Origin of the sequence: Dactylosporangium darangshiense (assembly GCF_039537565.1) — a bacterium.
In the GTDB taxonomy this organism is placed as follows: Bacteria; Actinomycetota; Actinomycetes; order Mycobacteriales; family Micromonosporaceae; genus Dactylosporangium; species Dactylosporangium darangshiense.
In genome coordinates this window covers 141,251-161,865 of record NZ_BAABAT010000023.1, presented here as the reverse complement: position 1 = coordinate 161,865, position 20,615 = coordinate 141,251, and the positions used below count along the sequence as shown (strand labels likewise).

Here is a 20,615-nt window from a genome sequence, read left to right as displayed (position 1 = left end):
CTGCCGGGCGGCGCCGGGCGACCGGTTTCGGCGTCAGCCGGTGCGGTTGAGGCGGATCACGGCGCTGGCCCAGTCGCCGGCGGGCAGTCGGCTGCATACCGGCAGGCCGGCGGACATCAGGGTCCGGCCCGAGGCGACGGTTCCGGTGTCCGGGTCGGTGTAGGTGGCGTCCGGGTCGAGGCCGGCGAGGGGGAGGGTGTCGGGGTCGGGCGTGACCTCGGCGCGCGGTCGGTAGACGAAGACGACGGTCTCGTCCCCGAGCAGGTACTGGATTGCGGTGAGGCCGGCGCCGGGCGGATCGCCGAGGCGGTGCTGCGCGCCATGCTGCACGATCGCGCGGATCTGTTTGTAGAGGCCGATGTTGCGGCGGGCCTGCTCGTGTCGCCCGTCGGTCCAGGCGTTGAGGTTGCCGCCGATGCCCAGGACGCCGGCCATGGCGACGTGGTAGGCGTACTGGTTGCGTTGTTCGTCGTGGCTGTACGGCTTGTCGGTGACCCAGGCCGACATGACGATGGCGGGGTAGAGCTGGCTCAGCCCGTGCTGGATGGACTGGCGTTGGTAGGCGTCGGTGTTGTCCGACGGCCAGACCTGGTCGGTGCGGGCCAGGATGCCGTAGTCGACGCGTCCGCCGCCGCCGGCGCAGGACTCGATGCGCAGGGCCGGGTGCCGGGCGCGTAACTGGTCGATGACCTGGTAGACGCCGCGGGTGTGGTCGATCCACAGCCAGTCCTGGGCGTCGCCGCGTTCGGGCCAGCCGGCCTGGCTGAAGCCGCGGTTCATGTCCCACTTGAGGTGGTCGACGTGGTTGTCGGTGACGAGCCGGTCGAGCCAGTCGAGGGCCCAGGCGCGCACGTCGGCGCGGGCGAAGTTGAGCACGAGCTGGCGGCGCAGCTCGTCGCGGCGCCGGTGCGGGAAGTGCAGTACCCAGTCCGGGTGGGCGCGGTACAGCTCGCTGTCGGGGTTGACCATCTCCGGTTCGACCCAGACGCCGAACCGCATGCCGAGCTGGTGGACATGCCGGGCGACGGCGGCCAGCCCGTTGGGGAAGCGGCCTGGGTTGGGCCACCAGTCGCCGAGGCCGGAACGGTCGCTGGTGCGGGTGCTGAACCAGCCGTCGTCGATGACGAACAGTTCCACGCCGAGGTCCGCGGCGCGGCGGGCGAGGTCGAGCTGTGCGGTTTCGTCGACGTCGAATTCGACGGCTTCCCACGAGTTGTACAGCACGGGCCGGTCCTCGCCGGGGTGGGGCAGCACGTGGGTGCGGGCGTGCTGGTGCCAGCCGCGGCTGGCCGCGCCGAAACCTCCGTCGGTGTAGAGGCCGAGGATCGGTGGTGTGGTCAGTTCGGCGCCGGGGTCGAGGGGCCAGCTGAGGCCGTCGTGGCCGAACCCGGCGCTGACGGCGGCGCGGCCCTGGAACTGGCGGTGGGCGGTGAGGCGCCAGGAGCCGCTCCACGCGAGTGCCACACTCCACACCGGCCCGTGCGCCTCGGTGGCCGTGCCGTCGTCGATCATCATCCAGGGGTTGGCGTGGTGCGCGGTGATGCCGGTGCGGCTGGTGAGGCGGTACTCCCCATCGGGCAGCCGCCCGCGCCGCAGCTGGCCCTCGGCGTAGTAGCCGCCGCTCACGACGCTGTAGCGGTAGTCGCCGAGCTGGGGGATGAGCCAGTTGCCGGAGTCGGCGCGGATGATCCGAAGCGGTTCGCCGCTGTCTGCGGTGTGCCGGAGTGTGACCCAGCGTTCGATGACGTCGGAGTCCTCGCGGACGCGATGGTGCAGGACGACCTGGAGCGGGAAGTGCGTGTCGGCGAGCACCAGGTCGAGCCGGTGTGCGCCGGGCTCGGCGGCGACGACGTCGTCGACGAGCTTCAGCTCGAGGGACCGTACGCCGCCGGGAAAGGCGATCTGCAGCGACGGCGGCCCCCAGCGCAGGCCACCGTCGACCGGCAGCGGCTCCTGGCTCTCCAGCGGCAGCTGGTACGGCGGCACGGCGGCGGCCTCGCCGAGGCGGGGCCCGTCGCCGGGGGAGAGCCGGGCCCCCCAGTGCAGCTGCACGAGGCGTCCGTCGGCGGCAACGGCGAGCACGTAACTGCTGTTGGGGGTGGACAGGCACCAGACACCCTCGGCGAGTCCGCCGGTGATGGGCGAGGGCGTTGCCGTCGCCGGGCGGGCCGGGGCGGTCATGCGCGCGGTGCTGCAGTCGAGCGGCGGACGACGACCTCGGTGGGCAGCAGGATCGGTGGTGGGGTCCCGCCGTCGATGATGTCGAGCAGCGAGGTGACCGCGGCGGCGCCGATGGCGTCGGTGTCCTGCCGGACCGTGGTCAGCGGCGGCTGGGTGAACGCGGCCAGGTCGATGTCGTCGAACCCGGTGATCGATACGTCGTCGGGCACCCGCAGGCCGTGTTCGTGCAGCGCGCGGAGGATGCCGATGGCCATCATGTCGCTCTCGGCGATGACGGCCGTGAAGTCCCGGCGGGTTTCGAGCAGGTCGAGCGCGGCGCGGTAGGCGCCCTCGGTGGACCAGTCCGACCGGCGGGCGAGGCCGGGGTCCTCGGGGATGCCGGCCGCGCCGAGCGCCGCGCGGATGCCGGCGAGCCGGTCGCGGCCGGACGGGTCGGTCTCGGTGCCGGTGATCCGGGCGATGCGGCGGTGCCCGAGCGCGAGGAGGTGTTCGGTGATCTGCCGGGCGCCGTCGGCGTTGTCCGAGGCCACGTAGGTGGCGTGCGGGCCGGCGCCGATCGCGTCGACGAAGACGGTCGGCAGCCGCGACTCGACCAGGGCCTGGATTCGCACGTCGTCCGGGGGGCAGGCGACCATGATCGTGCCGGCCACTCGCCGGGACCGCAGCAACCGCACGTAGCTGTCGCTGGCCGCGCTGGTCGGGCGCGAGGGCACGAGTAGGTCGTAGCCGGCCTTGGCGGCCGCCGCCTCGATGTGGTGCAGCACGTCGAGGTGGAAGTGGTACTGCGGCCGGGTCAGTTGCGACAGGGTCCAGACGTCGTTGGCGAAGAAGCCCAGCGCGATCGTCTTGGATCGGGCCCCGGACAGGCTCTGCGCGGCCACGTCGGGCTGGTAGCCCAGGCGGGCCGCGGCTGCCTCGACGCGGATCCGGGTGGCGTCCTTGACCTTCGCCGTGCCGGACAGCACGCGCGAAACCGTCGCCCGGGACACCCCGGCCAGGCGTGCCACCTCTTCGCTCGTGGCCATCGCCCATCCTTTCGAGGCTGCTGAACACGCGTACATCAAAGCCGGACGCCAGTATTGGCTCTCCGGTCGAATCCCGTCAACCGTCCGGCGTCCGGCGCTGTTGACTCATTGACGGCGTCGCTCGCGCGGCGTAGCGTCCCGCTCGCCGGGAAATGTACGCGCGTTCATTTGAGGTCCCGCACCCTCTTTGCTTGCTCATCCCGCACCCCTTGCGCATTCGGAAGGGACACCCCACATGCCATCTGTGACACGACGGCAGGCGCTCGGCACCGCGGTTGCACTGCTCGCCGGCGCCGCGGTACAAGGCTGCAGCGTCGGCGGCTCCGACAGCGGTTCCGGGACGAAGACCATCAGCTTTCTGACCTTCGAAACTCCGAACCTGACCCCGGCCTACTGGGACGCCGCCATCAAGCGGATCACCGACAAGTACCCCGACATCAAGGTCAACAAGCTGGTCGCACCGACCGCCGACGGGCGCACCGACTACGCCAAGCAGCTGCTGCAGTCCGGGCAGTTCCCCGACGTGATGATCGCCGTCTCGCCGGCCGGGTTCGCCGAGGCCGGCAACCTCTACGCCTGGCAGCCCGATGAGCTCAAGGACTTCGTCTTCCCCACCGCCAACCCCATCAAGGGCAAGTACTTTCAGCTCCCGGCCAACACCCAGACCATCCCGCCGATCTACTACAACAAGAAGATGTTCACCGATGCCGGCATCGCCGCCACGCCGAAGACCTGGACCGAACTGCTCGACGCGGCCGCGAAGCTCAAGGCCAAGGGCACGACGCCGTTCGTCGTGGGTGGTGGCAAGGACACCTTCGCCTCGTCGATGATCCTGGCCGGCGTCGTCAGCGTCGACGTGTACGGCAAGACACCGGACTGGCTGACCAAGCGCCGGGCCGGCCAGGTGAAGTTCGCCGACCAGGACTTCGTTGCAGCCCTGGCCAAGTTCGCGAACCTGGCCCAGCAGGGCTACATCGCCAAGTCCGACGTGTCGCGGGACTACGCCGCCACCGAGCAGGCGTTCCTGGACGCCAAGGGTGCGATGTACCCGATGGGCAACTGGTTCGCCGCCAGCGCCGACAGCAAGCACCCGTTCGACATCGGCGTGTTCAACTTCCCCACCGCCGACGGCAAGCTGGTCGTGCCCGCCTACACCGGCGGCGGCATGATCGTCAGCGCCAAGGCGGCGAACCTGGACGCGGCCAAGAAGTTCGCGCTGGCCTTCCAGCTCGACAAGACCCAGCTCGACGCCTCGGTGAAGGCCGACGGACTGTTCCCGGCCATCAAGGGCTACACCCCGCCGGCCGACGTCGGCGCCGTGTACAAGGCCGGCTTCGACCTCTACCAGCAGGCCGTCGCCCAGAACGCGGTGGTGCACACCTTCCGTTGGGAGACCGCCGACGACGGGCTGCTGCCGGGCATGGCCGCCAAGGTCGACGCCGCGGCCCAGGACCTGATCAGCGGGCGGAAGACGGCCGCCGAGGCCGCCGCGTACCTCGACACCGAGTGGGCCAAGGCGAGCTGAGATGCCTTTGCGCACCGCAACACCGTCGGGGACGGCCGCCGTGCGGGGGACGGTGGCGCACGAGCCTGGACCGCGCCGTATTCGGCGCCGGCGCGGTCCAGCCCGGGCCGAGCTCGCCCATTTCGCCGGCTTCGGCGCCCCCGGTGTGCTGGTATACGCCTGCTTCGTGCTGGCCCCGATCGCGGTGAGCTTCGGTTACAGCCTGACCAATGCCAACCCGTTCAACCCGCCCACCCGGTACGTCGGCGCGCACAACTACTGGATGCTGCTGCGCGACGATCAGTTCCTCACCGCGCTGCGCGTCACCACGATACTGACCCTGATCGTCGTCATGGTGCCCAACGTGCTCGGGCTGCTCGTCGCGCTGCTGCTGGACCGGTCCGGCAAGTTCTACAACGCGATGCGCAGCGTGTTCTTCACGCCGATGATCCTCAGCTCGGTGGTCGTCAGCGTCATCTGGACCCGGCTGCTGGACACCGACGGGCCGCTCAACCAGGCCCTGCGGGCGCTCGGCGTCGACCGGCCACCCAACTGGTTGTCCGACCCGGACTACGCCCTGTACTCGGTGGCATCGATCATCTCGTGGCAGATGCTGGGCTTCTGCGTCGTGGTCTACCTGGCCGGGCTGCAGGGCATCCCGGTGGAGCTGCAGGAGGCCTCCGCCATCGACGGCGCCGGCGCATTCCAGCGGTTCAGGGCCGTCACCTGGCCGCTGCTGGCCCCCGCGCTGACCATCAACACCGTCGTGTTGCTGATCTCGGCTTTCAAGACATATGACTACATCAAGGTGATCACCAACGGCGGCCCCGGCGCCGGTACCACCGCCACCATCGCGTTCAACGTGCTGCAGACCGGCTTCGACGCCAACCACGTCGGCTACGCCTCCGCGATGGCCATCGCCATGCTCGTGATCGTGTGCGTCACCACCGCGGTCGCCCTGCGGATCCTGCGAGGCAGGGAGATCGACCTGTGAACGACCGAATCCCTTGGCTGCGCCCGGTCACCGCACTCGGCGTCACCACCGTGTTCTTCGTTCCTCTGTACCTGGTGCTGACCAACGTGTTCAAGCCCGGCGACCAGATCTCCGCCGCCCCGGCGTCGCTGCCCCGGCCACCGACGCTGGACAACATCGTCGCCGTGCTGACCCGGCCGGACCGCCTGTTCTGGGTCAGCCTCACCAACAGCGTCATTGTCACCACGGTCTCCGTGCTCGTCCTCGTCGTGCTCTCGGCGATGCTCGGCCACTACGTCGCCCGCACCCGCAGCCGCTGGGCCAGGGCGCTGACCCTGGTCCTGCTCGCCGGGCTCATGATCCCGCCGCAGGTGATCCTCATCCCGATCACCGACGTGCTGCGCGCCGGGCACCTGATGGCCACCGTCCAGGGCCTGATCCTGTTCAACGTCGGCTACTACCTGCCCTTTGGCATGTTCGTCTTCGCCGGCTTCATCCGTACCATCCCGATCGAGCTCGAGGAAGCCGCCACCATCGACGGCGCGGGCCGCGCCCAGGTGTTCTGGCGCGTCGTGTTCCCGCTGCTGCGACCGGCCAGCGCCAGCGTGATGATCTTTCTCGGCGTGTGGATCTGGAACGACTTCATCGATCCGCTCATCATCCTCGGTCCCGGCCGCGGCACCACCGTCACCACCGGCGTGTACCGCGCAATCGGCCAGTACCAGTCCGACTTCGGCTCCGTGTTCGCGTTGATGTTCCTGGCCACGCTGCCCGTCCTGGCGTTCTACCTCGCCCTGCAACGGCATTTCGTCAAGGGGCTCACCGGCGGTGCCACCAAGGGCTGACCGTCTGCGGCGCCGACCCGTGCTTCCCGCTCAACCCAGCCGTGACCCAGCGATCGAGCATGCCGCACCGGCTCGTCGCCCGGGTGAAGGAGGACCTCGACAGATGGAGGGGCAATGGGCGCACCCGCGGATCCGGTCGGACAAAAGACTACGATTGTGCGCCATGGCGCTGAGCGACGACACCGTCGGGGCGATCAAGACGATGATTCTCGACGGCCGCCTCCGGGCCGGCGACAAGCTGCCCGTCGAGCGGGAGCTGGCCGCGGAGCTCGGCGTGTCCCGCGGCACCCTGCGCGAGGCGGTGCGGTCGCTGACGATGATCGGCGTGCTGGACTCCCGGCAGGGCGACGGGACCTACGTCACCAGCCTGGAGCCGCGCCTGCTGCTCGGTTCGCTGGCGATCACCATGGACCTGCACCAGAACAGCTCGGAGCTGTTCCTGCTGGAGACCCGGCGGGCCCTGGAGTCCCACGCCACGAGCCAGGCGGCGGTCCGGCTCGGCGAGGCGGAGCTGGCCCGGCTCGCCGAGATCCTCGACGAGGCCGCGGTGCTCGTCGAGGACGGGCAGGTCGACGCGCTGCTCGAACACGACCGTGCCTTCCACCGGCTCATCGTGGAGGCGTCCGGGAACCCGGTGCTGGCGTCGCTGACCGAGCTGCTGTCCGGGCACACCATGCGGGCGCGGCTGTGGCGGGAGCTGACCGACGACGGCGCGGCGCGGCGCACGCTCGACGAGCATCGCGCCATCCTGGCCGCGCTGCGGGCGCGGGATCCCGAGCTGGCCCGGCTGCGGGCAGCGGTACACGTGGCCGGCTTGGAGCAGTTCGTGCGGACCCAGATCGACAGCCGCCCGTCCGCCGAGTGACGGCAGCGTCCCGTCGCCGCGCGCCGCGGCGACGGGACGCCTCCCCGACTGTTGCGTCAGCCGTTGACGAACGCGTTCGTCAACGCGATGCCCGGGGTCGAACCGCATCAGTGGAACGACTCCTCGGCGAAGAACAGGAAGGCGCCGAGACCGTGGAAGTCGTTCGTGGCCTGTGTGCGGCCGACGTAGTAGGCGTAGTCGCCGACGTTGGTGCCGATCGAGATGGTCGTCAGGTAGGTCAGGCCGTCGCTGTGCAGGGAGATCCGGTTGACTTCGCCGGTCCGCCCGGCGTCCACAGTGGACTGGTACGACGCCGGGACGTAGCCGCGCTTGATTGCGGCGTCGACGGTGTAGGTGTACATCGCCGAGCACGACGTCTCGGTCCAGTTGTCGCCGCGGCTGCCCTTGTCGACCACCTGGAACCAGCGGCCGCTGGCCGGGTCCTGGTAGGTGGCCATCCCGCGCACCAGGTTCTGCAGGATCGAGATGAGCCGGGCGCGGCGCGGGTGGTCGGGTGGGATGAGGTCGAGCACCTGGACGGCAGCGACGCCGAACCAGCCGACGGCGCGGCACCAGTACTCGGGGGCCAGGCCGGTCGAAGGGTCCGCCCAGGACGCCGTCGCGGACTCGTCGTAGGCGTGCTTGAGCAGGCCGTTGGGCTGCTGCAGGTGGCTTGCGTAGACGACGAGCTGGTTCGTGGCGATGTCGTAGGACTGGGTGCTGTCGCCGACGTAGTGGCCGTACTGCGCCATGAACGGGTCGGCCATGAACGTGCCGTCGGCCCACAGCTGGTGCGCCCGGCTGGAGCTGGTGGCGTGCCAGAACCCGCCGTCGTTCGTGGTCGGGTACCCGCCGCCGGGCGCGAGCCGGTCGTGGATCTGCTTGGCGGCCAGGCGGTACTTGGCCAGCCCGGTCTCGCGGTACATCGCGATCATGACCTGGCCGGGCATCATGCTGTCGAGGCTGGTGAAGCCGTTGGAGATGTGGCCGGAGCTGTCGACGAACCGGTCCGCCCAGGCGCGGATGTAGGCGATGAGCGCGGCCCGGCGGGCCGGGTCGGTCGTGCGCAGCGCCACCTGGTACTGCCCCATCATGTACAGCGCGACGGGGTAGCTCCAGCCGCCGACGCTCGACGGGGTGAACCGCCGCATGGTCGAGTCGACGAGGGCGTCGGACCAGTCGGTGCCACCGCCGCCGGTCGTGCCGTCGGAGACCGTGAGCGAGTCCAGGTTGGGCAGGCCGCCGGCGGTGGTGCTGGTCACCCGCACGAGGTTCGTGCCGGCGGTCAGCATCACGGTCACCGTCGTGGCGGCCCACGTGTCCCAGTTCGCCGTCCTCGTGAACTGAGGCGTCGCCGCGACCACCCCGTTGAGGCTTACCGCGCCGGGACGGTCGGCGGTGGTGCCGTTGGCATAGCGGAAGGTCAGGCCGGCACTGCCGGCGGCGGTGGCGTGTACCGCGAACTCCACGTAGGCGCCGGTCTCGTTCGTGCTGTTGACGAAGCCGGTGCCGGTGTAGCCGGTGTGGTCGGCGTCCACCGTGCCGTGCAAGACGGTGGCCTGCTCGGCCTCGTAGACCGTTGACGCCGCGGACGCCGGGCCGGCGACGGCGGTGCCGCCCACGGTCAGCGCCACGACGAGTGCGGCCGCAAGGTACGTACGCACGCGGGATCTCCTCTCCCGACCCACTGAACGGGTGACACATATATGGACGCCTATCGCCTCCTTGGCGGGCGCGCCAGACAACGTACCGATGTAGATCGATGCAAGTCAAGGGCCAGCGCCCGATAATCATCGGACCAATTGAGGCGAAGCATGGGGCTTCCGTCAGGCTCTGCCCCGTATATAGACTCCGCCAAATAGCAAGGAGACTTAATTGATCCAACCTATCGCTCACGGAAGGGGTAGAGGTGAGACGAAGGATCAGCGCATGGCTCGGTGTGCTGCTCGTCGCCGCCGCGACCGCGTTCGTGCTGGACGCGCCCGGGGCACACGCCGACCTGCAGAACCCGCGCCAGCAGTTCCTGCGCGACTCGATCGGCGGGCTCTTCCTGCACTGGGGAGAACGCACGTCACCGCAGCACACCAGCTGCAGCCAGTGGGAGGCCGACGTCACCAACGGCGGCTGGAACGCCGACTACTGGGTCAACGAGGCCAAGAAGCTGCACCTGCAGTACCTGGTCCTCGCGACGTTCCACAGCCGGCTCGGCTACGCCCGGCCGTGGCCGTCGGCGATTCCGGGCAGCTGCAAGACCAACCGCGACTTCCTCGGCGAGACCATCGCCGCGGCGAAGGCCGCCAACATGCGCACCATCCTCTACATGACCGACGATCCACAGTGGTGGAACGAGGGCCTGTCGTCCGGTCAGAGCTGGCTGGACTCCAAGGCGTTCTCCTCCTACGCCGGCCACAACGTGGACCTGACCACCCGCGACGGCTTCGGGGAGTTCAGCTACGACCTGTTCTTCGAGGTGATGAACCGCTACCCCGACCTCGGCGGGTTCTGGATCGACAACGACAACCAGTACTGGCTCGACCACAACCTCTACCAGCAGATCTACCAGCAGCGACCCAACTACACGATCAGCAACAACAATGAAGACACGCCGATCATGGACATGATCAGCAACGAGCAGAAGACCGGCATGACGCCGTCCTACGACTACCCGCAGGCGGTGTACACGGCGGCGCCGCGGCTGATCGAGGCGGACTACAAGCTGCCGTCCACCGGCGCCTGGTGGTACGACGGCAGCAACTCGGCGGTGGACAACAAGCTGACGCTGGGCCGCATGATCACCAACGCCGGCTCATCGGTGAAGTCGCTGATGGCCGAGACCGCGATGGTCAACGGGAAGTTCCCGTCCAACCAAGCGAACTTCAACAACTTCGCCAACGGCTACCTCGATCCGATCTGGCCGTCGCTGCACGGCACCGAGGGCGGCGGCTACATGTACGGCGGCCTGAAACCGGGCGCGTGGAACAACGGCGCCTACGGCGTCACCACGATCAGCAAGACCGACCCCAACCTGCAGTACATCCACGTCACCGAGCGACCGACCGGCAGCACGCTGTCCGTGCGCGACAACGGCTACCGGGTGTCGTCGGTCACCAACCTGCGGACCGGGAGCGCGGTCACCTTCAGCCAGAGCGGCGGCACCCTGACCCTGACCGGCCTCTCGAGCTGGGACACCTACGACACCGTCTTCAAGGTCGTCACCAACGGCCGTGAGGGCATCATCCCGCCGCCGACCTACACGATGAGCGCGAGTGCCTCCGCCAGCGGGCACGCCGCCTCCGCGGCCGCCGACGGCGACTACCTGACCTATTGGGACGCCGGCACTTCCCAGCCCGTCTCGCTGCGCTTCGATCTCGGCTCCGCCAAGCCGATCCAGTACCTGGCCATCAACCAGCGCGAGGACTCGACGGTGTTCCCGGCGTCCGGGTCGGCCCGCATCCGCGACTACCGGGTCTACACCTCCAACGACGGCAGCACCTGGACCCAGATCAAGTCCGGCACGCTGCCCAACGCGCGGGGCGTGCAGATCATCGACCTGCCCCGCACCACCGCCCGGCACGTCCGCCTGGAGAAGGTGAGCAGCCAGGGCAACAACCGGCTGCGCATCGACGAGGCGTGGGTCGGTTCGGACTACGCGGGCGCCGCAGGGCCGCCGCCGCCCGGCCGGCTCGAGGCCGAGGACGCCACGATCTCGCAAGGCGTGCTGGAGACCACGCACACCGGCTACTCCGGCACCGGGTACGTCAACGGCGACAACGTCGCCGGCTCCTACCTGGAGTTCAACCTCGACGCCGCCGGCGCCGGCACGGCGAACCTGAGCATCGGCTACGCCAACGGCACCGCCGCCGACCGGCCCGCCGACATCAGCGTCAACGGCACCGTGGTCGCGGCCGGCACCTCGTTCCCGCCCACCGCGAACTGGGACACCTGGGCGGTCAAGACGATCGGCGTACCGGTCCACGCCGGCGCCAACACCGTCCGCATCACCGCCACCACCGCGGGCGGCAACCCGAACATCGACTACCTCGACAGCACCGTGTCCGGCGGCACGTCCCCCGTGGACTACCAGGCCGAGGACGCCACGATCTCGCAGGGCACCGCCGCCACCAACCACACCGGCTACACCGGGACCGGGTTCGTCGACTACACCAACGTCACCGGGTCCTACGTCGAGTTCGCGGTCAACGCGGCATCGGCGGGCACCGTGCCGGTCACCATCCGGTTTGCCAACGGCACCACGACGAACCGGCCGATGGACCTCGTAGTCAACGGCACCACTGTCGTGGCCGGGCAGGCGTTCAACGCCACCGCCGACTGGGACACCTGGACCACGGTCACGTTCCCAGCGCCGTTGACCGCCGGCGCGAACACCATCCGCCTGACCGCAACCACGGCGAACGGCGGACCGAACCTGGACAAGATCACAGTCGGCTGAGCCCGCGGGCGCCCAGACCCGGGGCGCCCGCATGTCCCCCTAGGAGGCGGGGAACAACATGCGCAGACTCGCTCGCGTCGCGGCGGTGCTCGCCGTCGTCGCGGCCATGCTCGGCGTGCCGGCCGCGGCGTACGCCGCCACGTACAACGTGCGCAGCTACGGCGCGACCGGTGACGGCTCCACGGACGACACCCCGGCGATCAACGCCGCGATCACCGCGGCCAACAGCGCCGGCGGTGGCACCGTGCAGTTCCCGTCGGGCAACTACAAGTCGAAGCACACCATCCACCTCAAGAGCAACGTCACGCTCCAGCTCGACGCCGGCTCGACCATCCAGGGCTCCAGCGCCGACACCTACGATGCGCCCGAGTCCAACCCGAACGACAGCTTCCAGGACTACGGCCACAGCCACTTCCACAACGCGATGATCTACGGTGACCGTCTCACCAACGTCGGCATCACCGGCTCCGGCACGATCGACGGGGCCGGCAATCTCATCACCGGCAACCCCGGCTCCGGCGAGGCCGACAAGATCCTGTCGCTGACCCGCTGCGACGGGCTGCGGCTCGACGGCGTGACGTTCCGCCGCGGCGGGCACTTCGCCATCCTCACCAACAACTGCAACAACATCACCTCCGACCACCTGCACATCGACACCGCCGGCGACCGTGACGGCTGGAACGTCATCAGCGCCTCCAACGTCACCGTCACCAACGCGGACATCGCCGCCAACGACGACGCGCTCGTGTTCAAGAGCGACTACGCCCTCGGCGCGAAGCTGCCCAACGGGCACGTCACCGTCACCGACTCGCACCTGTCCGCGCAGTGCTGCAACGCGCTGATGTTCGGCTCCGAGACGTGCGGCGACTTCACCGACTACAACTTCCAGCGGATCACCATCACCGGTGCGGACAAGTCCGGCCTCGGCATGGTGTCCATGGACGGCGCGAACATCAGCGACGTGCACTACCGCGACATCACGATGACCGGCGTGCGGTCGCCGATCATGCAGAAGATCGGCACCCGCAAACGCTGCGGCAACAGTCCGGGCGTCGGCCACATCAGCAACATCACCTACGACAACATCACCGCCACCGGCGCCGGCCCGTCGTTCAGCCCCACCATCTGGGGCGAGTCCGGCGGCAACCGGATCTCCGACGTGCACTTCACCAACGTGCACATCACCGTGCCCGGCGGCAACGGCACCATGGACACCGGCGTGCCCAGCAACGACCCGAACAACTACAACCCGAACAGCATCGGCACCCGCCCGGCCTACGGCTGGTACGTCCACAACGCGCACGACATCACCTGGACGAACAGCTCGGTCGAGTTCGCCTCCGGCGACGGCCGGCCGGCGGTCATCGCCAACGGCGCGGCGAACCTCACCTTCGACGGGTTCACCGCCGAGCGAACGGCCAGCGGTCCGTACGACATGGGCTTCCAGGCCGTCTCCGGCTACTGCGTCAAGAACAGCCAGAACACCGCGGGCGGCGCCCTGCGCGTCAACGCGGACTCCGCGTCCAGCCAGAACTGCTCCACCTCCACGGGCGTGGACTACCAGGCCGAGAACTGCACCGTCTTCCACGGCACGGTCGATGCCGACCACAGCGGCTTCACCGGCACCGGCTTCGTCAACGGCACCAACGAGGTCGGGGCCTACGTGGAGTGCGCGGTGACGGCGGCGGCCGCGGGCTCGGTGCCGGTCACGGTCCGCTACGCCAACGGCACGACCACGGCCCGGCCGATGAGCATCACCGTCAACGGGGCGGCGGCCACCTCGCCGACGTTCGCCGGCACGGGCAACTGGGACACCTGGGCCACGACCACGTTCACCGCCAACCTCAACGCCGGCACGAACCTGATCCGGCTCACCTCCACCACCGCCAACGGCGGCCCGAACCTCGATCGGATCACCGTCGGCTGAACCGCGCGATGCGGTGCCCGAGCGCCGCGGGCACCGCATCCGGAAAGGAACCCCACCATGCAACGCAGGACACTGATCGCCGTCACGGGGGCGGCGATCGTCGGCTCCGTGTTCGGAAGGGTCACGGCGGCGGCCGCCGCCACCGGCTGGCAGCAGCGCTGGGCGCCCGAGGCCGGCGTCGACGGCCTGGGCGCCTTCGAAGGCGTCGAGGACGACCGCGCCAACTCCCACCCGGCCGGGCAGCCGCACATCTTCGTCCAGAACAACAACTTCCGGTTCAACATGCACATGGTCGACCGCGACTCGATGACCGACCGGCAGCGCCAGGAGGTCAAGGGCATGCACGCCCAGGGCGCCGACCTCGTCGTCGCCAACGGCGAGACCTGGCGCTGGACCTACGCGATGTACATCCCGGGCAGCCTCAAGGCAACCACCACCTTCACCCACATCATGCAGATGAAGATGCCCGGCGACGGCTCGCTGCCGATCCTCACCACGTCGCTGCAGCGTGTCGACAACGTACCGAAGATCCAGCTGCACGCCTTCAACGACGACGTCATCGTCGGCCGGGCCGACCTCGCGCCGCTGCAGAACAAGTGGATCGACGTCGAGTTGGAGATGACCGTCGGCGACGGGGCCAAGGGCGTGGTGCGCTGGGCACTGCACGACGGCGCGACGCCGGTGATCGACGTCAGCCGGTCGGGGCTGGACACCTTCCTCGGCGACCGGGTGCGGCCCAAGTGGGGCATCTACCGCTCGCTCGGCGACGCGTCAGGCTCCCTGCAGGACACCTACATGCTGCTGACCCGCATGCGCGCGTACAAGGCCACGACCGTCGCGGCGGTGCGCTACGAGGCGGAGAACGCCTCCCGCTCCGGCGGCACCGTCGACAGCAACCACGCCGGCTTCACCGGCACCGGCTTTGTCAACACCGAGAACGCCACCGGCGCCTGGGTGCAGTGGACCGTCAACGCCCCCGCCGCCGGACCGGCGACGCTGACCTTCCGCCACGCCAACGGCACGACCGCCAACCGCCCGATGTCGCTGACCGTCAACGGCACCGCGGTCGCCTCCGCCGTCGCCTTCGACCCGACGGGCGACTGGACCGCCTGGGCCGACGTGCCCGTCACCGCCAACCTCAACGCCGGCACCAATACCGTGCGGCTCACCGCCACCACCGCCAACGGCGGGCCGAACCTGGACCGCCTCGACGTCGTCGCCACCGCCGTCTGACGCACCCGGAATCGAGGAAGCAGCATGCGAAGACTCCTGACGGCGCTGCCCGTGCTGGCGCTGGCGGCGCTGGCCGCCGCCGTGCTGGCCCGCCCGCAGCCCGCCGTCGCGCTGGAGAACGGGCTCGCCCGCACTCCCCCGATGGGCTTCAACAACTGGAACACCACCGGCTGCACGGCCACGTTCAACGAGGCGTTCGTCATCGGCATCGCCGACAAGTTCGTGTCCGCCGGGCTCAAGGACGCCGGCTACACCTACGTCAACCTCGACGACTGCTGGGCGCTGCCGTCCCGCGACGGCAACGGCAACCTGGTGCCCGACCCGGCCCGGTTCCCGCACGGCATCAAGTACCTGGCCGACTACGTCCACGGCAAGGGCTTGAAGTTCGGCATCTACTCCAGCGCCGGCACGAAGACGTGCAACACCAACGGCTTCCCCGGCGGCCTCGGCCACGAGCAGCAGGACGCGAACCTGTGGGCGTCATGGGGCGTGGACTACCTCAAGTACGACAACTGCAACAACCAGAACGTCGACGCCCGGACCCGCTACACGGCGATGCGCGACGCGCTGGCCAACACCGGACGGCCGATCGTGTACAGCATCTGCGAATGGGGCCGCACCGGCCCGCCCAAGGTCTGGGAATGGGGCGCCGACGTCGGCAACCTGTGGCGCACCACCGGCGACATCAGCGACAACTGGACCAGCATGATCTCGCGCGTGCACACCAACGACGACCTGGCCCAGTTCGCCGGCCCCGGGCACTGGAACGACCCCGACATGCTCGAGGTCGGCAACGGCGGCATGACCGACACCGAGTACCGCACCCACTTCAGCCTCTGGGCGGAGATGGCGGCGCCGCTGCTGATCGGCAGCGACATCCGCTCGGCGTCCAGCACCACCCTGGCCACGCTGAAGAACACCGACGTGATCGCCGTGGACCAGGACGCGCTCGGCCGGCAGGGCACGATCGTCTCCGCCGGCGGCGGGGTCGTGGTGTACAACAAGGTGCTCGCCAACGGCGACCGCGCGGTGGTGCTGCTCAACGAGAACACCACCACGGCCACCGTGAGCACCACCGCCGCCGCGATCGGCCTGGCCGGGTCGCCGAGCTACCGCCTCAAGGACCTGTGGTCGAAGGCGACGAGCACCACCACCGGCTCGATCGGCGCCTCGGTGCCCGGCCACGGCGTGGTCATGTACCGGGTGTCGCGCGGCGACGCCGTCCCGAACCGTCACGAGGCCGAGGCCGCCACGATCGGCCAGGGCGTGGTCGAGTCCAACCACGCGGGCTTCTCCGGCACCGGGTTCGTCAACGGCGACAACGTCGCCGGGTCCTACGTGGAGTTCACGGTCGACGCGGCCGCCGCCGGCACCGCGAACCTGAGCGTCGGCTACGCCAACGGCACCGCCGCCGACCGGCCCGCCGACATCAGCGTCAACGGCACCGTGGTCGCGGCCGGCACCTCGTTCCCGCCGACCGCGAACTGGGACACCTGGGCAGTCAAGACGATCGGCGTACCGCTACACGCCGGCACCAACACCGTCCGCATCACCGCCACCACCGCCGGCGGCAACCCCAACCTGGACTACCTCGACGCGGTGGCCGCCGGCCCGGCGCCGGTCGACTACCAGGCCGAGGACTGCACCGTGTCGCAAGGTGCGGTGGAGGCCAACCACGCGGGCTACACCGGGACCGGATTCGTCAACGGCGACAACGTTGCCGGCGCCTACGTCGAGTGCGCGGTGACGGTGGCCGCCGCAGGCCAGCGGACCCTGACCGTCCGCTTCGCCAACGGCACCACCTCCGCCCGCCCGATGGCGGTGACCGTCAACGGTGCGGCGCCGGTCACGGTGTCCTTCCCGCCGACCGCGAACTGGGACACGTGGGCCACCGCCGAGCTCACGGCGACGCTCGCCGCCGGCGCCAACACCGTCCGCCTCACCGCCACGACCGCCAACGGCGGGCCGAACGTCGACTACCTCAACGTCCGCTGAGCTCTCCTTCGATGGGAGGATCAATGAGAAGAACCAGTCTGTCGGCCGCCGCCGGGCTCCTGCTCGTGCTGCCGATGGTGATCACGACAGCCGCCGGCGCCGCGTCGACCCGGTACGAGGCGGAGGGCTGCACGATGTCGGCGGGCACCGTCGACACCAACCACGCCAACTACAGCGGCACCGGATTCGCCAACGGCGACAACGCCGTCGGCAACTACCTCGAATGCACCGTCACCGCGCCCAACGCCGGCCCCGGCACCTTCATCATCCGCTACTCCAACGGCACCACCGCGAACCGACCCGCCGACATCAGCGTCAACGGCACCGTCGTGGCCGCGGCCGCCGCGTTCGACCCGACCACCAACTGGGACACCTGGGCCGACAAAACGGTCACCGCCAACGTCAACGCCGGACCCAACAAGATCCGGATCGCGGCCACCACGGCGCTGGGCTACGCCAACCTCGACTACGTCGATTTCAGCGTGGCCGCGGCGTCCACCGACTACCAGGCCGAGACGGCCACCGTCTCGCAAGGCGCGGTCGCCTCGAACCACACCGGCTACACCGGTACCGGGTTCGTGGACTACACGAACATCGCCGGGTCCTACGTGGAGTTCTCCGTGAGCGCGGCGGCGACGGGTACCGCGCAACTGACGTTCCGCTACGCCAACGGCACCACGGTCAACCGGCCGATGGACATCACCGTCAACGGCAACTCCGCCGCCCTCAACCTATCCTTCGGCGCGACCGCCGACTGGGACACCTGGGCCGACCAGACCATCTCCGTCACCCTCAACGCCGGCACCAACACCGTCCGCGCCACCGCCACCACCGCCAACGGCGGCCCGAACCTGGACCGGCTGCGGGTCACCGGACAGAGCGACTCGACCGCACCCACCACACCAGGCCAGCCCAGCTGCGCCAACATCACCGACACCAGCATCAACCTGTCCTGGGGCGCCTCCACCGACAACGTCGCCGTGACCGGCTACGACATCTACCACGACGGCAACCTCCTCACGCAGTCCGCCGGCACCGGCACCAGCACAACCCTGACCGGGCTCACCCCCAACACCGAATACCGGCTGTCCGTCTTCGCCCGCGACGCCGCCGGCAATGTGTCGCTGTCCAGCGCCCAGGCCATCTGCACCACCCTGCCCAGCACCGACACCCAGGCCCCGACCGCACCGGCCAGCCTCACCTACTCCAACCTCACCTCCGGCAGCGTGACCCTCACCTGGGCCGCATCGACCGACAACCGCGGCGTCGTCGCCTACGACGTCCGGATCGGCACCACCGTGGTCACCTCGGTCAACGGCACCCCACCCGCGACCACGACCACCGTCACCAGCCTCGCCTGCAACACCCCCTACACCCTCAACGTGGTCGCCCGGGACCTGGCCGGCAACACCTCGCCGCCAAGCAACACCGTCACCTTCACCACACCCGCGTGCAGCGGCGGCGTACCGTCGGCCATCGCCACCTACTCGACCGGCTGGACCATCCCCTGGGGTGTCGCCTTCGCCCCCGACGGGCAATCAGCGCTGGTCACCGAACGCGACGACAAGGTCGCCGCCGGCCAGTTCCGGGTGTACAAACTCGCCACCACCGGCGGCGCCAAAACCCTCGTCGGCACCGTCCCCAACGTCGTCACCACCAACGGTGAGGGCGGACTGCTCGGCGTGGCGTTCGACCCCAACTGGGCCACCAACCACTTCGTGTACCTCATGCACACCGCATCCGAGGGCAACCGCATCGCGCGCATGACCTACAACGGCAGCACCCTCACCGGATACACCACCCTCGTCACCGGCATCGCGAAGAACCGGTACCACAACGGCGGCCGGCTCGCGTTCGGCCCCGACGGCTACCTCTACGCCACCACCGGCGACGCCCAAACCGGCAGCAACGCACAAGACAAAAACTCCCTCAACGGCAAGATCCTGCGGATGAAAACCGACGGCACCCCAGCGCCGGGCAACCCGTTCGGCACCCTCGTGTACAGCTACGGCCACCGCAACCCGCAAGGCATCGCCTGGGACTCCCAAGGCCGGCTGTGGGAGGCCGAGTTCGGCAACTCCATGTACGACGAACTCAACCTCATCAAACCCGGCCTCAACTACGGCTGGCCCACCTGCGAAGGCACCTGCACCGTCGCCGGCATGCAAAACCCCGAACGTCAATGGTCCGTCGACCAGGCATCACCCAGCGGCATCGCCATCGTGCGCGACGTCGTCTACGTGGCCGCCCTGCGCGGCGAACGCCTCTGGCGCATCCCCATCCTGAGCGGGGAAACCACCGGCACCCCCAGCGCCTACTACGTCGGCACCTACGGCCGCCTCCGCACCGTCACCAAAATCCCCGGCGCCGACGCCTTCTGGCTCACCACCACCAACTGCGACAACAACGGCGGCGCCGGCAACGGCTCCGACCAGATCATGCGGGTCACCGTCACCTGATCGTCCGGGCCGGGCGGCCGCGGGTTCGGCGCCCCGCGGCCGCCCGCCCGGACCCCTTGCAGCAAACCGTGGACGCGGCACTCACTTCCAGGAGTCGGTCATGGCGGTAACCATCAAGGACATCGCCCGGGCGGTCGGCGTATCGACGTCGACAGTGAGCCGGGCGCTGGCCGGCTCCGACCTGCTGCCGCCCGGCACCCGCCGGCGGATCGAGCAGGCGGCGGACGAGCTCGGCTACCACCCCAACCGGGTGGCCCGCGCGCTGAGCACCGGGCGCACCGGCAACGTCGGGCTGCTCGTGCCCGACCTGCTCAACCCGTACTTCGCCGCCGTTGTCAAGGGGGTGCAGGCGCGCGCCCGGGAGTCCGGCCACTGGGTCTTCCTCACCGATACCGACGAGGACGCGGGCGTCGAGGCGGACCGCGTTCACGCGCTCGTCAAGCAGGTCGACGGCGTCGTGCTGTGCGCCCCACGCACCAGCGAGTCGCGGCTGCGGGCCCTGGCCCGCGAGACGCCAATGGTGATGCTCAACCGGCGGGTCGCCGGGATCCCGTCGGTGACGACTGCCAACGGCGAGGGCATCCGCCAGGCGGTCGCGCACCTCGTCGCGCTCGGGCACGAGCGGCTGGCGTACGTCGCCGGCCCCCGCGCATCCTGGTCCAACCGCGACCGGCTGTGCCTGCTGCGCACCGCCATGGCCGCCGCCGGCGTCGACCTCGTCGAGACCGCCAACGTCGAGCCGCGCTTCGCCGGCGGTATCGCCGCGGCCGACCGGATCCTCGAGGCCGGGGTGACGGCGGTGGTCGCCTACAACGACCTGGTGGCGCTGGGCCTGCTCGACGCCCTCGGCGCCCGCGGCGTCGCGGTGCCCGGCCGGATCAGCATCGTCGGCTTCGACGACATCCTGCCGGCCGAGCTGGTCAGCCCGGCGCTGACCACCGTCGGCCAGCCCAGCGAGGAGGTCGGCCGGGCCGGCATGGACCTGCTGCTGCGGCTGATGGCGGACCCGCGCCTGCTCCCCGCGCCGGCGCTCGAGCCGGTCGCCCGGCTGGTGGTGCGCGGCTCTACCGGCCCCGCGCCCGGGTCACGCCTACCCCATGGTGGCCCTGCAGGTGAGACCCGTGACTTGCGCTGCAACGCCAGGTAGAAGAGAAGTCA

General features: G+C 69.7%; 13 protein-coding genes. 10 read left to right on the top strand and 3 right to left on the bottom strand.

The features are described from left to right. Positions 1-33: 33 nt before the first annotated feature. On the bottom strand, positions 34-2,181 hold the full coding sequence (locus tag ABD901_RS34260; RefSeq protein WP_345133288.1) for an alpha-galactosidase: 2,148 nt from the start codon (positions 2,179-2,181) through the stop codon (positions 34-36). Next, positions 2,178-3,206 carry a LacI family DNA-binding transcriptional regulator gene (locus tag ABD901_RS34255; RefSeq protein ID WP_345133286.1) on the bottom strand — a complete coding sequence of 343 codons (1,029 nt, stop codon included), beginning with the start codon at positions 3,204-3,206 and terminating at the stop codon, positions 2,178-2,180. Before ABD901_RS34255 ends, ABD901_RS34260 begins: the two co-directional genes overlap by 4 nt. 235 nt (positions 3,207-3,441) lie before the next feature. Here ABD901_RS34255 and ABD901_RS34250 point away from each other — a divergent pair, with 235 nt between their 5' ends. The 4 genes from ABD901_RS34250 to ABD901_RS34235 all read left to right on the top strand — a co-directional run bounded on the left by ABD901_RS34250 (position 3,442) and on the right by ABD901_RS34235 (position 7,393). Further along, complete coding sequence (locus ABD901_RS34250) at positions 3,442-4,731, top strand: extracellular solute-binding protein (RefSeq protein ID WP_345133284.1); 1,290 nt, start codon at positions 3,442-3,444, stop codon at positions 4,729-4,731. Between the two features lie 166 nt (positions 4,732-4,897). Further along, entirely contained in the window at positions 4,898-5,704 is an 807-nt protein-coding gene (locus ABD901_RS34245; RefSeq protein ID WP_345133282.1) for a carbohydrate ABC transporter permease, read from the top strand. Then, the gene (locus tag ABD901_RS34240) at positions 5,701-6,528 is read left to right on the top strand and encodes a carbohydrate ABC transporter permease (protein WP_345133280.1); all 828 of its coding nucleotides are present in this window, start codon (positions 5,701-5,703) and stop codon (positions 6,526-6,528) included. The genes ABD901_RS34245 and ABD901_RS34240 overlap by 4 nt, the downstream gene beginning before the upstream one ends. 163 nt (positions 6,529-6,691) lie before the next feature. Further along, on the top strand, positions 6,692-7,393 hold the full coding sequence (locus tag ABD901_RS34235) for a FadR/GntR family transcriptional regulator (RefSeq protein WP_345133278.1): 702 nt from the start codon (positions 6,692-6,694) through the stop codon (positions 7,391-7,393). A gap of 107 nt (positions 7,394-7,500) precedes the next feature. Here ABD901_RS34235 and ABD901_RS34230 read toward each other — a convergent pair whose 3' ends face one another. Beyond that, positions 7,501-9,057, bottom strand: coding sequence for a glycoside hydrolase family 88 protein (locus ABD901_RS34230; protein ID WP_345133276.1), 1,557 nt, complete (start codon positions 9,055-9,057; stop codon positions 7,501-7,503). Positions 9,058-9,302: 245 nt separating this feature from the next. On the opposite strand from ABD901_RS34230, the gene ABD901_RS34225 reads away from it, so the two are divergent. From ABD901_RS34225 to ABD901_RS34200, 6 genes are all read left to right on the top strand, one after another. Next, positions 9,303-11,843: a discoidin domain-containing protein gene (locus tag ABD901_RS34225; RefSeq protein WP_345133274.1), complete on the top strand. Its 2,541-nt coding sequence runs from the start codon at positions 9,303-9,305 to the stop codon at positions 11,841-11,843. Between the two features lie 58 nt (positions 11,844-11,901). Next, on the top strand, positions 11,902-13,770 hold the full coding sequence (locus tag ABD901_RS34220) for a glycosyl hydrolase family 28 protein (RefSeq protein ID WP_345133272.1): 1,869 nt from the start codon (positions 11,902-11,904) through the stop codon (positions 13,768-13,770). A 57-nt stretch (positions 13,771-13,827) separates the two neighbouring features. After that, positions 13,828-15,003 carry a carbohydrate-binding protein gene (locus tag ABD901_RS34215; RefSeq protein ID WP_345133270.1) on the top strand — a complete coding sequence of 392 codons (1,176 nt, stop codon included), beginning with the start codon at positions 13,828-13,830 and terminating at the stop codon, positions 15,001-15,003. A 24-nt stretch (positions 15,004-15,027) separates the two neighbouring features. Beyond that, positions 15,028-16,998 (top strand): carbohydrate-binding protein, encoded by a 1,971-nt coding sequence (locus tag ABD901_RS34210; RefSeq protein ID WP_345133269.1) that lies wholly within the window; start codon positions 15,028-15,030, stop codon positions 16,996-16,998. A 23-nt stretch (positions 16,999-17,021) separates the two neighbouring features. After that, complete coding sequence (locus ABD901_RS34205) at positions 17,022-19,457, top strand: PQQ-dependent sugar dehydrogenase (protein WP_345133268.1); 2,436 nt, start codon at positions 17,022-17,024, stop codon at positions 19,455-19,457. A gap of 100 nt (positions 19,458-19,557) precedes the next feature. Next, positions 19,558-20,604 carry a LacI family DNA-binding transcriptional regulator gene (locus ABD901_RS34200; protein WP_345133266.1) on the top strand — a complete coding sequence of 349 codons (1,047 nt, stop codon included), beginning with the start codon at positions 19,558-19,560 and terminating at the stop codon, positions 20,602-20,604. The last annotated feature ends 11 nt before the right edge of the window (positions 20,605-20,615 follow it).